10 protein-coding genes are annotated in these 15,737 nt (G+C 71.3%); 4 read left to right on the plus strand and 6 right to left on the minus strand.

Annotated elements, in window-relative coordinates; translation table 11 throughout:
* Positions 1-26: 26 nt before the first annotated feature.
* The 6 genes from ACFV2X_RS10845 to ACFV2X_RS10870 all read right to left on the minus strand — a co-directional run bounded on the left by ACFV2X_RS10845 (position 27) and on the right by ACFV2X_RS10870 (position 9,135).
* Positions 27-926 carry a carbohydrate ABC transporter permease gene (locus ACFV2X_RS10845; RefSeq protein ID WP_385614128.1) on the minus strand — a complete coding sequence of 300 codons (900 nt, stop codon included), beginning with the start codon at positions 924-926 and terminating at the stop codon, positions 27-29.
* Positions 923-1,876 (minus strand): carbohydrate ABC transporter permease, encoded by a 954-nt coding sequence (locus ACFV2X_RS10850; protein WP_385614129.1) that lies wholly within the window; start codon positions 1,874-1,876, stop codon positions 923-925. Before ACFV2X_RS10850 ends, ACFV2X_RS10845 begins: the two co-directional genes overlap by 4 nt.
* A 64-nt stretch (positions 1,877-1,940) precedes the next feature.
* Entirely contained in the window at positions 1,941-3,299 is a 1,359-nt protein-coding gene (locus ACFV2X_RS10855) for an ABC transporter substrate-binding protein (protein ID WP_385614131.1), read from the minus strand.
* Positions 3,296-5,488 (minus strand): beta-galactosidase, encoded by a 2,193-nt coding sequence (locus ACFV2X_RS10860; protein WP_385614134.1) that lies wholly within the window; start codon positions 5,486-5,488, stop codon positions 3,296-3,298. Before ACFV2X_RS10860 ends, ACFV2X_RS10855 begins: the two co-directional genes overlap by 4 nt.
* A 96-nt stretch (positions 5,489-5,584) precedes the next feature.
* Entirely contained in the window at positions 5,585-6,616 is a 1,032-nt protein-coding gene (locus ACFV2X_RS10865) for a LacI family DNA-binding transcriptional regulator (RefSeq protein WP_385614137.1), read from the minus strand.
* A gap of 338 nt (positions 6,617-6,954) precedes the next feature.
* Positions 6,955-9,135: a molybdopterin oxidoreductase family protein gene (locus ACFV2X_RS10870; protein ID WP_385614140.1), complete on the minus strand. Its 2,181-nt coding sequence runs from the start codon at positions 9,133-9,135 to the stop codon at positions 6,955-6,957.
* 159 nt (positions 9,136-9,294) lie between these two features.
* On the opposite strand from ACFV2X_RS10870, the gene ACFV2X_RS10875 reads away from it, so the two are divergent.
* From ACFV2X_RS10875 to dnaG, 4 genes are all read left to right on the plus strand, one after another.
* Positions 9,295-10,221 carry a sirohydrochlorin chelatase gene (locus ACFV2X_RS10875; protein ID WP_385614143.1) on the plus strand — a complete coding sequence of 309 codons (927 nt, stop codon included), beginning with the start codon at positions 9,295-9,297 and terminating at the stop codon, positions 10,219-10,221.
* Entirely contained in the window at positions 10,218-11,660 is a 1,443-nt protein-coding gene (locus ACFV2X_RS10880) for a deoxyguanosinetriphosphate triphosphohydrolase (protein WP_385614146.1), read from the plus strand. The genes ACFV2X_RS10875 and ACFV2X_RS10880 overlap by 4 nt, the downstream gene beginning before the upstream one ends.
* Positions 11,661-12,285: 625 nt before the next feature.
* Positions 12,286-13,566, plus strand: a complete 1,281-nt coding sequence (locus ACFV2X_RS10885; protein WP_385614148.1) for an NAD(P)/FAD-dependent oxidoreductase — start codon at positions 12,286-12,288, stop codon at positions 13,564-13,566.
* A gap of 100 nt (positions 13,567-13,666) precedes the next feature.
* Positions 13,667-15,670: a DNA primase gene (dnaG, locus tag ACFV2X_RS10890; protein WP_385614151.1), complete on the plus strand. Its 2,004-nt coding sequence runs from the start codon at positions 13,667-13,669 to the stop codon at positions 15,668-15,670.
* Positions 15,671-15,737: the final 67 nt, after the last annotated feature.

A 15,737-nucleotide genomic window follows, 5' to 3' on the forward strand; every position in this document is an offset into this window, starting at 1 on the left:
TGGCGGAGCCACAGCAATCATCACTGTCAGTCCTTGACGGAGCCTGTGGAAAGGCCACCCTGCCAGTAGCGCTGGAGCAGGAGAAAGGCCGCGACGAGCGGGAGGATCGAGACGAGTGATCCGGTGATGACGATCGAGAACAGGGGTTGCGCGCCGCCCACCCCACTCGCCTGGGCCTGCCACTGGGCCAGGCCGATGGTCACGGGATACAGCTTCGGGTTGTTGAGCATGATCAGGGGCAGGAAGTAGTTGTTCCAGCTGGCGACGAGCTGGAAGAGCAGGACGGTGACGAATCCCGGCAGGAGGAGACGGAAGCCCACTTGCCAGAAGATGCGGATCGCGCCGGCTCCGTCCATCCGTGCGGCGTCGATGAGGCTGTCGGGGACAGCGTCCTCGGCGTACACCCGCATCAGGTAGAGCCCGAAGGGGCTCATCAGCATCGGCACGATCACCGCGAGCGGCGTGTTGACCAGCCCGATCTTACTGAACAGAAGGTATGTCGGAAGCGTCAGCACGGTGCTGGGCACCATGATCGATCCCAGCACGATGGAGAAGAGCAGATTGCGGCCCGGGAAGCGGAACTTGGCGAAAGCGTAGCCACCCAGGGTGGCCAGAAAGGCCGCCCCGACCGAGCTGACCACGGCGTAGAGGGCGGTGTTGAGCAGCCACTGGCCGTAGATTCCGCCGTTGTAGGTGAACACGTCATGCACGTTCTGGAAGAAGTCGAAGCCGCCGCCGAACCACAGGCCGAACGTGGAGAACAGTGAGCCGTTGTCCTTGGTGGCCGAGACGATGAGCCAGAACAGCGGCAGCAGGAAATAGATCAGGAACGCCAGCATCAGCAGGGTGAGCACGTTGCTGCGTCGGCCGGGCTGACGGGAAGCCCCGAGGGAAGAAACCGCGGTTGAAGTGGTGTGGCTGGTCATGACCGGCGGGCCCTCCGATGGGACGCGAGTTGCACGGCGTAGGAGACGACCACGATCACCACACCGAGCAGGAAGGAGACGGCCGAGGCGTAGTTCACATCCTGGTTGGTGAAGGCGAGCGTGTAGGCGTACATGTTCGGCGTGTACGAGGCGCTGATGGCGTCCGGCGCGATCCCGGCCAGCAGCTTGGGCTCGTTGAACAGCTGGAAGGTGCCGATCACCGAGAAGATGACGCTCAGCATGAGCGCCTGCCGGATGGCGGGGATCTTGATGTGCCAGGCGATGCGCCAGGCTCCGGCGCCGTCCATGGCCGCGGCCTCGTACAGGGTCGGCGGGATCGACTGGAGGGCGGCGAACAGGATGATCATGTTGTAGCCGACGAACTCCCAGGTCACGATGTTGGCGAGGGAGGCGAGTATCCAGTCAGGGGTGAGGAACCCGGGGGTGCCCAGGCCGACATCCCGAGCCAGTTGGGCGAACGGGCCGAAGTCCGGACCGTACAGATAGCCCCACATCAGCGCGGCGATGACGCTGGGGATCGCGTACGGGATGAAGATGCCCAGCCGGATGAGACGCGGGAAGCGCAGTCGGCCGCTGTCCAGGGCGAGGGCGAAGAACAGGGCGGCGCCGAGCATGACGGGCACCTGGATGACAAGGAACCGCGCCATCCGCAGCACGCTGTCCCGGAAGATGGGATCATCCAGTGCCTGCCGGTAGTTGGCGAGGCCGGCGAAGACCTTGCCGCCGATCAACTGCTCCCGGTACAGGCTGAGATAGCCGGCGTAGCCGAGGGGGATCACGAGCAGGGCTACGAAGAGGATCACAAAGGGGGCGGCGAACGCGTACGCGGTCAGCGCCTCGCGGGTGGAGCGCCGCCACGGGCGGCGGGTGGTGTGGATGACCGGCGGCGAGACGGGGCGTGCGGGCGCCGGTGGGGCGGTTCGGCTCATGTCGTTTCTTTCCTCCACCCCCGTGGACACCGGTGGTGGTCCACGGGGGTCGGGTGTGCTCCGGTCAGCTGACGGTGAAGCCCTGTTTCTTGGCGTATCCGGTGACCGAGTCCTGCCACTGGGTGAGCGCGGCGGTGAGGTCCTGCCTGCGGGTCATCGCCTTGCCGACGGTCTCGTTGAAGGTGTTGAAGACGTAATCCTGGAAGGGGCTCCAGGTGAAGTCCGTCTTGACCGTCTTGGCGATGTCGGAGAAGACCCGGTTCACCTTCTGTCCGCCGAAGAAGGGCAGCGACTCGTCCAGGAACTTCTGGTCGTTGAGCTGTGCCGTCGTGGCCGGGAAGAGCGACTGTTTGGAGGCCAGCATCTTCGTCGACGCGGGATCGCTGTTCAGGAACTGAGCGAGGGCCGCCGCGGCGGCGGGGTGCTTGCTGGTGCGGATGACCGCACTGGTGGACCCGCCCATGTTCCCCGATGCCGGCTCTCCGGCGTCCCATTGGGGAAGGGGCGCGACGCGCCATTTGCCCGCCGTCTTCTTGGCGGTTCCCTGGAGGAACATCGGGCCCCAGGCAGCGGTGAGCCATGTGGCGTATTTGCCGCTCGCCAGACCGCGGTACCACTGGTCGTTGAAGTCGGGGTCGGTCGAGACGTTCCCCGACTTGAGCAGACCGCTCCAGTAGTCGCTCACCTTCCGGGCAGCCGAGTCATCGATGCCGACCCTGAGGCTCGTGGGCGTGGGGCTCTTGAACGGCCGTGATCCCGCCTGCCACAGCAGTCCGGTGTAGACCGTGCCATTGGTCGGGGGAAGGTTGGTCAGGTACGCCTTCGGGTCGGCCTTGTGGAGCTTCTCGGCCGCGGTGGCGAACTCTGCCCAGGTCGTCGGTACTTTGATGTGGTACTTGTCGAAGATGTCCTTGCGGTAGAGCATCCCCATGGGTCCGCTGTCCTGCGGGATGGCGTAGACCGAGGAGCCCTGCGAGACCTGGCCCCACGCCCATCCCGGGAACTTGCTCCTGATCTTGTCGGCTCCGTACGGGGCCAGGTCGAGCAGGCTCTTGGTGATGGCGAAGGAGGGGACCTCGTGCGTCTCCAGCTGGACCACGTCGGGGGCCCCGCTGCCCGCCTTCAGCGCGGTGCGGAGTTTGGGGTACTCGGCTGCGGGCTGGCCGGCGTTGACCACCTTGACCTTGATGTTGGGGTACTTCTTCTCGAAGAGCTTGACCTCGTCCTCGATACCGTTCAGCCAGCTCCAGAACTCGATCGTGGCCGGCTTCTTCAGCTCGGCGGCCATGTCGACGGATTTGGGGGTGCCACCACCCGCCCCGTTCGACGAGCCGCCGGAGCAGGCCGTGAGCACGAGCAGGGCGAGCCCGCCGACGGCTGTGGTGAACAGGCGCGAACGCCTGCCCGTTGTCGGAGATTTCATCGTATCTTCTCCTGTCTGTCACTGTTCGCCGTGTTCTTGGCGGACTCGGTGTTCCGGGCGCTTTCTGCCTGCTCGGTGGTCCGCTCGATGAGCACCCGGACATCCCACGGTCCGAGCGATAGTTCCGATCCGGCATCGAGGGCTTCGCCGGAAAGGAGATCCGTGACGGGCGCGGGCAGGCGTGCGGATGCCGTCTCCCACGACCAATTGCTGACGAACCGCAGGCGGCGTCCGTCGGCCGCGCGAGCCCCGGTCACGGTGACGCAGGCGGGCGTGGTGCTCCACGGGTCGTCGGGCAGGGTCGTCTCCGCCACCCAGCGGGCGAGGTCCCGTGCCATGGCCGCATCGGGCAGCGTGCCGGTGTAGGTGACGCGGCCGGCACCGTGCTCGTTGGTCACGACGGCGGGCCAGCGGCCCACGTGCTTGTGCTCGTACCACGCCAGTGGCGTGGCGGTGTCCGGTACGAGAGCGTCAGCCCAGGCCGTCGCGTGGCCGTCCAGCCCCCGTACGGGCACCGGCTCGGCGAGGTTGCTGTACTCCAGGTAGTGCGCCCCGACGGCCTCCCGCAGGATTCCGGGCATGACCTGAGGGCGTGGCCTGGCGTCCTCGTCCGCATAACCGGAGCGGAAGGTGAGCAGTAGGTGGCCGCCGTGATGCGCGTACCGTTCAAGGAGCCGCAGGAGTTCGTCGCTCGCCACATACAGGGCGGGCACCACCAGCACCGGCCAGCGGGCGGCGATCGCCCCGGCGTCCGTCCCCAACTGCTCCGGGCTCAGTACGGCGGCCTGGAGGCCGGCGTCGAACAGGCCGCGATGGAGGGTCGCGACGACGCGGTCGTACGCCCTCCGGTCAGGGTCCCCGCCGGTCCCCGCAGCGATGGGCGGCTGGAACTCCAGTGCCCACTTGCTCTCCAGCGAGTAAAGGATCGCTACCTCGGCCTCGGGCTCCAGACCGGCGAGCACGGCCCCGGCCCGTCGCAACTCCTCACCCGTTCGGGTCAACTCGTCGTAGCAGCGGCCCGGTTCCAGGCTGTGCCCAAGAACTCCGCCCCAGTGCGTCTCCAAGCCGAAATGCAGGGTGTGCCAGTGCCAGTACTCGACCGCGGCGGCGCCCCGGGCGACCATCGCCCAAACGGCCTGCCGCCACTGACCGTCGTAGGCCGGGTAGTTGACGTGTGACTCGCCGATGGACTGGGCGTGCGTCTCGGTGACGAGGAAGGGCTCGCGGCGGATCCCGTATGACAGGTCGGCCTTGAGGTACAGCCCCCAGGCGCCGAACCAGGGCAGCCACCACGGGCGGCCCGCCGCCGGCGTTTCAACGGGTGCCGGGTGCCGCATTCCCTCCTGCATGGGGAAGTAGATATTGGTGGCGGTCACGTCCAGCCGCTGTCCGAGCGCCACTTCGTCGAGGGCCTTGCGCCCCATGTCCATGCAGGTCGTGACGAACTGCCCGGGGGTCGCGAGTTCGCGTACGATTTCGGCCTGCCAGCCGATGAACTCGGTGGTGAGCCGGGCCTGGTAGCGGCGCCACGCCAGGTCGTAGGACGGCGTGGTGTTGCCGTCCGGTGTCCACAGTTGCGACCAGTCGCTGATCCGGTGGGACCAGTAGGTCAGCCCCCAGCGGTCGTTGAGTGTGTCCACGTCGCGGTACGCCGTACGCAGGTGGTCGACGAAGCCCTGGAACACGGCGGGGTTGTGCAGCAACTCGATGCCGGGTTCGTTGTCGACCTGCCAGCCGATGACGGCCGGGTGGCCTGCGTAGCGCCGGACGATCTTGCGGATGACCCGTTCCGCGAGATATCGGAAGGTCGGGTGGGTGAAGTCCACGTCCTGGCGCCCGCCGTACGGGATGGGCAGTCCCGGTCTTCGGTGCGCAGTCGTCTCCGGGTACTTGTGGCGCAGCCACGGCGGGACGGCGTACGTCGGCGTGCCGATGATGACCGAGATGTCCCTGGCGTGAGCCTCGTCCAGGACCGGTTGGAGCCAGTCGAGCGCGAAGCGCCCGTCTTCGGGTTCCCAGGTCGACCAGACCGATTCGCCGACACGGATCACCGAAAACCCGGCCTGCGCCATCAGGTCCAGGTCGGCGGTCAGTCGCTCGTAGGGCTGATACTCGGCGTAGTAGGCGGCGCCGAACAGGACCTGCTTACGGTCCGAGTTGACCAAATCCGCAGTCGGGTTGACGGGCATTCGGTCATCGGCCGTAACGGTATTGGTAACGTTAACAGTTATGGCTTGAAGCTGCGACGCGTCGGCGTTCGCGTTCATGAGATCGGTTTCCTTGTGTCAGTTCCGGGCCGCTGGACCCGTGCTGCCGCGTACGACCAGTTCGGGCTGGACCACGGTCAGCTTGTCCCGGGCTCCCGTGCCCTTGATCTGGTCCATGAGCAGATCGAGGGCGAGCCGTCCCGCCTCGTCGAAGTCCTGGCGCACTGTGGTGAGCGGCGGCCAGAAGTAGGCGGCTTCGGGGATGTCGTCGAAGCCGACCAGGCTCACATCGCCCGGCACGTCGAGGCCGGCCTCCCGGAGGGCGAGGAGCACTCCGAGGGCCATCTGGTCGTTGGCGGCGAAGACGGCGGTGACGTTCTTGCGCCGGGCGAGCCGTTTGCCCTGCTCGTAACCCGATCGCGCGGTCCAGTCCCCGCGCAGCGGCGGCGGCGCCATCCGTCCGGCCTCGGTGAGCGCCGTGCGCCAGGCGGCTTCGCGGGCCCTCGCCGAGGGCCAGGTCACCGGTCCCGAGACGTGCCAGACCGTCTTGTGGCCGAGAGACAAGAGGTGCTCCGTGGCCTGACGGGCGCCCGCATGCTGGGCGATGCCGACCACAGGGGCGGAGTCCTGCTCGATGTCGACGTCCACGACGACCACGGGCGTGTTTCTGCTCAGATGCCGCAGCGCTTCCGCCGCCCAGTCGTGCGGTGCGGACAGGATGACGCCGGCGAGCGACTCCGACATCAGGTCGCGCATCACCTCTCCACCCGAGTTCTGGCCGGTGGACTCCAGTGTGGTGACCCGCACGGTGTAGTCGGCGTCGCGGGCCGCCTGCTCGATACCGAACAGCGTGGTCGCGGGTCCGTACAGCCTGGTGTCGAAGGCCACGACACCGAGTACGCGTGACATGCCGGTCACCAGCGTCCGCGCGGCGCTGTTGGGCCGGTAGCCCAATTCCGCCACTGCCGCCAGGACCCGGGCACGGGTGCTGGTCTTGACTCCGGGGCTCTCGTTGAGCACCCGCGACACGGTCATCACGGAGACCTGCGCCAGTCGCGCCACGTCGCCGAGGACCGGAGGGCGCACGGGCCGGTCAGCGGACGGCGTCACAGGACATCACGTGGAGATCACTCCCTTTGTTTCCGGGGTGTTGCAGCGGACGTTAACGTTAACGACGCTTACCGGGCAAGACCTCTGCACGGGAAACCGCTGGACGAGCGCTGGTCTCGATCGAGCGGACCGCGTACCCGCGGTGCACCTGGGCCGAGGAGGTCACCGACTCGGATGAGCACCAGCTCGCGCCGCTGCCGGCGCTGAAGTCGTATCAGCGGCCGGCTGATGCCCCGCGCCGCCGCTGTCACCGACGACGTCGCGCCCGCCCAGCCCGCCGGCACGTCCCCGCCCGCGAGCCGCCGCACCAGCCAGCAGACCTCGGGCGGGGTGGGGGACTATCCCACGGCGCGTTCCACCCGCACCGCGCACACCTTGAACTCCGGCATCCGGGAGACCGGATCCAGCGCCGGATTCGTGAGCGTGTTGGCCCGTCCCTCGCCCGCCCAGTGGAAGGGCATGAACACCGTGTCCGGCCGGATGTCCCGGCTGATGCGGGCCGGGGCGACGGCTCGCCCGCGGCGGGAGACCACGGTGAGAGGGTCGCCCTCGGCGGCGCCCAGGCGCTCGGCGAGCTGGGGGTGCAGCTGGACGAAGGGGCCGGGGGCGGCCCGGTTCAGCTCCTCGACGCGGCGCGTCTGCGCGCCCGACTGGTACTGGGAGAGCACCCGGCCGGTGGTCAGGAACAGCGGATACTCCGCGTCGGGCTCCTCCGCCGCGGGGCGATGGGACACCGGTACGAAGCGGGCCCGGCCGTCGTCGGTCGCGAAGCGGTCGAGGAAGAGGCGCGGCGTACCGGGGTGCGGACCCGGAGGCAGGCCGGGCTCGGCCAAGGCGTCCTGCGCCAGGCCCGCCCCGCCCGACTCCGCGGCCTCCGCCCCCTCCGGGCAGGGCCAGAAGACCCCGTCCTCCTCCGCGATCCGGCGGTAGGTGATGCCCGAGTAGTCCGCCGCCCCGCCCGCCGACGCGCGCCGCAGCTCGTCGAAGACCTCCTCCGGGTCCGTCGGGAAGCCCTTCTCCGAGCCCAGCCGGGCGGCCAAGCCGTGAAGCACCTCCAGGTCCGAGCGGACGCCGGGCGGTGGGGTGATGGCGGCGCGGCGCAGGATGACGCGGCCTTCCAGGTTGGTCGTCGTGCCTGTCTCCTCCGCCCATTGGGTCACCGGAAGGACGACGTCCGCGAGCGCGGCGGTCTCCGAGAGGACGACGTCCGCGACCGCCATGAAGTCCAGCGACCGCAACCGCGCCTCTATATGGGCCGCGCGGGGAGCGGAGACGACCGGGTTGGAGCCCATGAGCAGCAGGGCGCGTACGTCGCCGCCGAGCGCGTCCAGCAGTTCGTACGCGCTGCGCCCCGGCCCCGGCAGCGCGTCGGGGTCGATGCCCCATACGCCGGCCACATGGGCGCGGGCCGCCGGGTCGTCGAGCTTGCGGTAGCCGGGCAGCTGGTCGGCCTTCTGTCCGTGTTCGCGGCCGCCCTGGCCGTTGCCCTGGCCGGTGAGGCAGCCGTAGCCGGACAGCGGGCGGCCGGCGCGGCCGGTGGCCAGGCACAGGTTGATCCAGGCGCCGACGGTGTCCGTGCCCTTCGACTGCTGTTCGGGCCCACGCGCCGTGAGCACCATGGAGTTTTCCGCGTCGCAGAACATCCGCATCGCTTCGCGGAGTTCGGGCACCGGTACGCCGGTGATCCGCTCGACCATCTCCGGCCAGTGCGCCATCGCGGCGGCCCGCGCCTCGGGCCAGCCGTTCGTACGCCGCGCGATGAACTCCTCGTCCACCCGCCCCTCCGCGACCACCAGGTGCAGCAGCCCCAGCGCGAGCGCCAGGTCCGTCCCGGGGCGCGGGGCCAGGTGCAGATCCGCCTGTTCGGCGGTCCGGGTCCGGCGCGGGTCGATGACGATCAGCTTGCCGCCGGACTCCTTCAGCTCGGTCAGATAGCGCAGCGCGGGCGGCATGGTCTCGGCCAGGTTCGAGCCGACGAGGATCACACACCCGGTGCGGGCCACGTCAGCCAGCGGGAACGGCAGCCCGCGGTCGAGGCCGAAGGCCCTGTTGTGCGCGGCGGCGGCCGAGGACATGCAGAAGCGGCCGTTGTAGTCGATCTGCGAGGTGCCGAGCACGACCCGGGCGAACTTCCCCAGCGCGTACGCCTTCTCGTTCGTCAGCCCGCCCCCGCCGAAGACCCCCACGGCGTCCCGCCCGTACGTCTGCGCCGCGCCCGCCAGCCCCTCCGCGATCCGGTCCAGGGCCTCCTCCCAGGTGGCCGGTTCGAGCCGGCCGGTGTCAGGGCGGCGGACCAGCGGCTCGGTCAGGCGCACCCGGGAGGAGAGTACGGCGGGCGCTGTACGGCCCTTGCCGCACAGCGCGCCGCGGTTCACGGGGAACGCCGTCCGCTCCACCACCGCCACGCCCCCTTCGCTCCCCGGCGCGGGGCGCAGCGCCATGCCGCACTGGAGCGAGCAGTACGGGCAGTGGGTGTCGACGGCGGGGTCGGGCGTCATGGCGCCGGTCACATGCGGCATGCGGTCAGCGTGCTACGGCCGTGTTACGTGCCGCGCCCGCTCGCGTTACGCATCGGGCAACCGGACCTCAGCGCGGCCGGCGGCGGCCGGTGAACTCGTGGCAATCACATGTGACGGCCACGCAACGGGGGCGCAATGTCCTTCCGCGAGGCTCTTGTCATGACGGCGTTGCCCCATCCCGGCCCCCATCCCGGTCCCGCAGCCCCTTCCGGCCCTCTCGACAGTACGGCCCAGCTCATGACCCGGATCACCGCACAGCTCAGCGCGCAACTCGGCCGGTTGACCCTCGGCGGAACACGACGCCGTCCCCGACCTGCCACCCCGCACCGCCCGCCCACCCTCGTCGCCGTGGCGCACGGCAGCCGTGACCCGGAGGCGCTGCGCACGGTCACCGCGCTCGTGGACCGCGTCCGCGCGCTCCGCCCCGACCTGCCCGTACGCCTCGGCCATGTCGAGCTGAACGATCCGCTGCTCGCCGACACGCTCGCCGGGCTGCGCGGCGAGGCCGTCCTCGTACCGCTGCTCCTCGGCCGCGGGTATCACATCAAACGGGACCTGCCGGACGCCGTCGCCGCCGCGCCCCACCTGTCCGTCCGTATGGCCGCCCCGCTCGGCCCGCACCCGCTGCTCGCCGAGGCCCTGCACACGCGCCTCACCGAGGCCGGGTGGCCGTCCGGGCGGCCGTCCGACGGGCTGTCCGACGGGCTGTCCGGGGCGGGCGTCGTCCTGGCGGCGGCGGGCTCGCGCGACCGGGACTCGGCCGCCGACACGGCCCGTACGGCCGCCCTGCTCAGCGCCCGGCTCGGCGGCGTGCCCGTACTGCCCGGCTATGCCTCCGCCGCCGCGCCGACGGTGGCCGAGGCGGTACGCGCCCTGACCGACATGGGGCGCGGCCGGCGGATCGCGGTGGCCTCGTACTTCGCCGCGCCGGGCCGCTTCGCGACCCAGTGCGCGGACGCGGCGCCCGGTATCGCCTCCGGGCCGCTGGGCGACCATCCGGCCGTGGCGCGGCTCGTGGTCCACCGCTATGAACAGGCGCTCGCCTCTGCACCCATGTCACACCCGGCGGTTACCGTCGGTGTATGAGCCGCACTGGCCCCACGGCACCCGAACCATCAGCTGAGTCAGCAGAGCAAGCCCAGCCCACTGCCCACCCGACCCTCCAACCGACCGAGTCCGCAGCCTCAGCCTGGGCGAGCCCCGGCTACGAGGCGGCGGACCTCGAGCGCTGGGCGGCCGAGCCCGACAAGCGCCCGGGACGTACGGCCTTCCAGCGGGACCGGGCGCGGGTGCTGCACTCGGCCGCGCTGCGCAGGCTGGCCGGCAAGACCCAGGTCGTACCCGCCGTCCCCGCGGCCCCCGCCGCCGACCCGGGCCCCGGCGCCGCCGCCCCGGCCTGGGACGCCACCCCGCGCACCCGGCTGACCCACTCCCTGGAGTGCGCCCAGGTGGGCCGGGAGCTCGGCGCCGCCCTCGGCTGCGACCCGGACCTGGTGGAGATGGCCTGCCTGGCCCATGACCTCGGCCATCCGCCCTTCGGGCACAACGGCGAGCAGGCGCTCAACGAGGTCGCCGAGGCATGCGGCGGCTTCGAGGGGAACGCCCAGTCGCTGCGACTGCTCGCCCGGCTGGAGCCCAAGCGGTTCGTCGCCGACCCGGACACCGGCGCCGCGGTGAGCGTGGGGCTCAACCTCACCCGCGCCGCGCTCGACGCCGCCACCAAATACCCCTGGCCGCGCGGCGGGCACCCCAGCGACCCCGGCTCGCGCAAGTTCGGGGTGTACGAGGACGACATCCCGGTCTTCGCCTGGTTCCGGCAGGGCGCGCCCGAGCACCGCACCTGCTTCGAGGCCCAGGTCATGGACTGGTCCGACGACGTGGCGTACTCGGTCCACGACGTGGAGGACGGACTGCACGCCGGCCACCTCGACCCCGGCCTGCTGCTCGCCGACCCAGAGCGTCGCGAGGTGTTCGCGGTCGCCGCCGCCCGCTACGCCCCGGGTGCCGAGCCCGACGAACTGGCCGAGGCGCTGGACCGGCTGCTCGACCAGGAGTGGTGGCCCCACGGCTACGACGGCTCCTCCGTCGCCCAGGCCCGGCTCAAGGACGCCACCAGCCAGCTCATCGGCCGCTTCTGCCTCGCCGCGGAAGGCGCCACCCGTGCCGCGTACGGCACCGGCCGCTTCACCCGCTACGGCGCCGAGCTCGTGGTGCCGCGCGAGGCGCGCCTGGAATGCGCGGTCCTGAAGGCGGTCGCCGACCGCTATGTGATGCAGCGCGCCGACCAGGAAGCGGTCCGCGCCGACCAACGAGTCATCATCGCCGAACTGGGCGAAGCCCTCACCGCCCGCGCCCCGGTCGGCCTGGACCCCCAGTTCCGCGCCCTGTACGACGAAGCGGACGCCGCCGGAGACGACACGGCGCGCCTCCGCGCCATCGTCGACCAAATCGCCGCCCTCACCGACACCTCCGCCCGCTCCCTGCACGCCCGCCTGACCACCCGTGGCACGGTCCGGCGGCCATGAGCGCGGCGCCGTGCCCAGCCCAGGAGCGGGGCGGACCAGCCGCCTCGCCCATATCCGGTGGGTACGTGCGGGCCGGCCCGCCTGCGTCCGGCGGGCACGCGCGGGTGGGGCCCGCCGCGGCGCGGCGGGCGGTGGGCCTTTCGCACGCGCGGGCCGGACCAGCCGCCGCGTGGCGGGCGGCAGGGGGCCATCCCGCCTGTGCGGCGGATGCGCCCTGCTGCGCCCGCCCCGCGCGGTCGGGCGGGCACGCGCGGCCCGGGGCCGCCCGCGCTCCGGCCGTGGGCCCACCGTGCCTGCGCCGGCGAGCCCCCCAACCCGAGCCCCCCAACCCGAGCCCCCCAACCCGAGCCCCCCAACTCGCGCCCGCCGGGGCCACCCCCGCCGCGCCTCGTCCCGCCGTACGGGCCCAGCCCGCGCGCCGGGCCGCGCTCCGCGGGCCCGCCCCGCAGGTACGCGCGGGCCGCCAGCCCGTACCGCCCGCTGGCCCGTACGGCGTACTGCCCCTTCCCGCCGCACGCGTGGTGCGGGAGGCTCGAACATCGGCTCACATGACCGGGGCTCATACGACCGGCCTTGACACGGCGTAGCCGCGCATGGGAATCGCGCGGCAGCGAGGAGGAGAGAAGTGGTCGACGCACACCAGACGTTCGTCATCGTCGGAGGGGGTCTGGCCGGGGCAAAAGCCGCGGAAAACCTCCGGGCCGAGGGATTCACCGGCCGGGTGATCCTGATCTGTGACGAGCGCGACCACCCCTATGAGCGACCGCCCCTGTCCAAGGGCTTCCTCACCGGCAGCCAGGAGCGCGACAGCGTCTTCGTGCATGAGCCCGCCTGGTATGCCCAGGCCGATATCGAGTTGCACCTCGGCCAGACCGCCGTGCAGCTCGATCGCGCCGCCAAGGCCGTTGTCCTCGGTGATCGGACCCGTATCCACTACGACCGGCTGCTGCTGGCGACCGGCGCCGAGCCGCGTCGGCTCGACATCCCCGGCACCGACCTCGTCGGCGTGCACCATCTGCGCCGTCTCGCCCACGCCGAGCGGCTGCGGTCGGTCCTGGCCGCGCTCGGCCGGGACAACGGTCAGCTGGTCATCGCGGGGGCGGGCTGGATCGGCTTGGAGGTGGCGGCGGCCGCGCGTGGGTACGGCGCCGAGGTGACGATCGTCGAGCCCGAGCCCACCCCGCTCCATCGCGTCGTCGGTCCCGAGCTCGGCACCCTCTTCGCCGATCTGCACCGGGAGCACGGCGTCCGCTTCCACTTCGGCGCCCGGCTCACCGAGATCACCGGGCAGGACGGCGTGGTGCTGGCGGCCTGCACCGACGACGGGGAGGAGCACCCCGCCCACGACGTGCTGGCCGCGATCGGCGCCGCCCCGCGCACCGCGCTCGCCGAGGCGTCCGGCCTGGAGGTGGCGGACCGCGCGGCGGGCGGCGGGATCGTGGTGGACGCCTCGCTGCGCACCAGCGACCCGGACATCTTCGCGGCGGGCGATGTGGCCGCGGCCCCGCTCGCCTTCCCGGGCGGTATCGAGCCGCCGGGGGGCCGGGTGCGCGTCGAGCACTGGGCCAACGCGCTGAACGGCGGACCGGCCGCGGCCCGCGCCATGCTCGGGCAGGACGTGGCGTACGACCGCGTGCCCTACTTCTTCTCCGACCAGTACGACGTCGGCCTGGAGTACTCCGGCTACGCGCCGCCCGGCTCGTACGACCAGGTGGTGTGCCGCGGTGACGTCGGCAAGCGGCAGTTCATCGCTTTCTGGCTGAGCGAGGGCTGTCTGCTGGCGGGGATGAATGTGAACGTATGGGATGTCGTCGAGCCCATCCAGCGCCTCATCCGCGGCGGCGTCCGCCTCGACCCCGACGACCTGGCGAACCCGTCCGTCCCGCTGACATCCCTGCTCCCGTAGACGGGACCTCGTCGGCGGAACCCCGTAGGCGGAACCCGTACACCGGTTGCGCGCCCGGCTGGGCTCCGGCGATGTCGGAGCCCGGCCGTAGAATTCACGCGTGGCAGGCAGGATCAACGATGACGACGTGAAGGCGGTGCGGGACGCGGTCCCGATTGACGCCGTTGTGTCCGAGTACCTCCAGCTGCGTAACGCCGGCGGCGGCAATCTCAAGGGCCTGTGCCCCTTCCATGACGAGAAGTCCCCGTCCTTCCAGGTCAGCCCCAGCAAGGGGCTTTTCTACTGCTTCGGCTGCCAGGAGGGCGGCGACACGGTCGACTTCATCATGAAGATCGACCACCTCTCCTTCGCCGAGACCATCGAGCGGCTGGCCTCCCAGGCCGGTATCACCCTGCGCTACGAGCAGGGCAGCGCGACCCCCGGCCGGCAGCAGGGCGAGCGCACCCGCCTGGTGGAGGCCCATAAGGCGGCCGCCCAGTTCTATGTGGAGCAGCTGGACAGCCCCGAGGCGGAGATCGGCCGCAAATTCCTCGCCGAGCGCGGCTTCGACCAGGCCGCCGCCCAGCACTTCGGCGTCGGCTACAGCCCGGCCGGCTGGGACCACCTCGTCCGCTTTCTGCGCGGCCGCGGCTTCACCGACAAGGAGCTGATCCTCTCCGGTCTCGCCCAGGAGAGCCGCCGTAACCCCATCGACCGCTTCCGCGGCCGTCTGATGTGGCCCATCCGCGATATCACCGGCGAGGTCGTCGGCTTCGGCGCGCGCAAGCTGCGCGACGACGACAACGGCCCGAAGTATCTGAACACCCCCGAGACCCCGCTCTACAAGAAGTCCCATGTGCTGTACGGCATCGACCTCGCCAAGAAGGAGATCGCCAAGACCAGCCGGGCCGTCGTCGTCGAGGGCTATACGGACGTCATGGCCTGCCATCTCGCCGGGGTGACCACCGCCATCGCCACCTGCGGTACGGCCTTCGGCGGCGACCACATCAAGATCCTCCGGCGGCTGCTGATGGACAACTCGAGTGCCGAGGTGGTCTTCACCTTCGACGGCGACGCGGCGGGCCAGAAGGCGGCGCTGCGGGCCTTCGAGGACGACCAGAAGTTCGCCGCCGAGACGTATATCGCGATCACGCCGGGCGGGATGGACCCGTGCGAGCTGCGTCTCGCCGAGGGCGACGGCGCCGTCAAGGAGCTGGTGGACAGCCGTACGCAGCTCTTCGAGTTCGCGATCCGGCAGATCGTCGCCCGGCACAACCTGGACACGGCGGTGGGGCGGGCCGCGGCGCTCGAGGAGGCCGCGCCGGTCGTCGCCGGGATCAAGAACAGATCGATCCAGCACGAGTCCGCGGTGCATCTCGCGGGGCTGCTCGGCATCCTCGACACCCAGTTCGTCGTCCGCCGGGTCTCACAGCTCGCCCAGTGGGCCCGCGAGCGCGGCCAGCGCGGCGGCGGCCCACAGCAGGGCGGCGCCCGCCGCGGCGGCGGCCCGGGCGGCCCAGGTGGTCCGGGCGGGCCCGGCGGAGGCTATGGCGGCCCCGGCCAAGGTGGCGGCGTGCCCGGCGCTGGGCACGCCGCGGGGCCGGGGGGCGGCCCCGACGGCGGCCCGCAGCCCCCGCGCGGCCCCGCGCTGAACCTCCGCAGCCCCGCCCACCGCGTCGAGCGCGAGCTGCTGAAGCTCGCCCTCCAGCGCCCGGAGCTGGTCTCCCCGGCCTTCGACGCGTACGGGATCGACGAGTTCACCGCCCCGCCGTACGCCGCCGTGCGCCGCACCATCGAGGACGCGGGCGGGGCGGGCGCCGCCGACGGCGACTATCTGGCGCGGGTCCGCGACGCCGCCCCCGACGACACGGTGCGCGCGATGGTCACCGAGCTCGCGGTCGAGGCCCTGAACACCCGCCGCGACCCCGACGAGGTGTACGCGGGCGTCCAGTTGGTGACCGTCCGGCTGGCCGCGGTGAACCAGCGGATCGGCGAGGTCCAGGGCGCCCTCCAGCGCCTCAGTGCCGGCGCGGACGCCGACCACCTCGCCGCCGTGCAGAACGAGCTGTGGGTGCTTCAGCAGTACGGGCAGTCCCTCCGCGAGAAGGGCGCCGCGGCCCTGTAAGCGGCCCCCGCGGGCGGCCGTGGCCCGGCGCTGTAACCGCCCGGTCACGGCCCGCAGCGCAAAAAGT

Origin of the sequence: Streptomyces sp. NPDC059679, from assembly GCF_042734105.1 — a bacterium.
Lineage (GTDB): Bacteria > Actinomycetota > Actinomycetes > Streptomycetales > Streptomycetaceae > Streptomyces.

Excerpts from the sequence above, each read along its gene's own strand:
- ACFV2X_RS10845 (WP_385614128.1), bottom strand. The coding sequence starts at position 926 with ATGACCAGCCACACCACTTCAACCGCGGTTTCTTCCCTCGGGGCTTCC.
- ACFV2X_RS10850 (WP_385614129.1), bottom strand. The coding sequence starts at position 1,876 with ATGAGCCGAACCGCCCCACCGGCGCCCGCACGCCCCGTCTCGCCGCCG.
- ACFV2X_RS10855 (WP_385614131.1), bottom strand. The coding sequence starts at position 3,299 with ATGAAATCTCCGACAACGGGCAGGCGTTCGCGCCTGTTCACCACAGCC.
- ACFV2X_RS10860 (WP_385614134.1), bottom strand. The coding sequence starts at position 5,488 with ATGCCCGTCAACCCGACTGCGGATTTGGTCAACTCGGACCGTAAGCAG.
- ACFV2X_RS10870 (WP_385614140.1), bottom strand. The coding sequence starts at position 9,135 with ATGCCGCATGTGACCGGCGCCATGACGCCCGACCCCGCCGTCGACACC.
- ACFV2X_RS10875 (WP_385614143.1), top strand. The coding sequence starts at position 9,295 with ATGACGGCGTTGCCCCATCCCGGCCCCCATCCCGGTCCCGCAGCCCCT.
- ACFV2X_RS10880 (WP_385614146.1), top strand. The coding sequence starts at position 10,218 with ATGAGCCGCACTGGCCCCACGGCACCCGAACCATCAGCTGAGTCAGCA.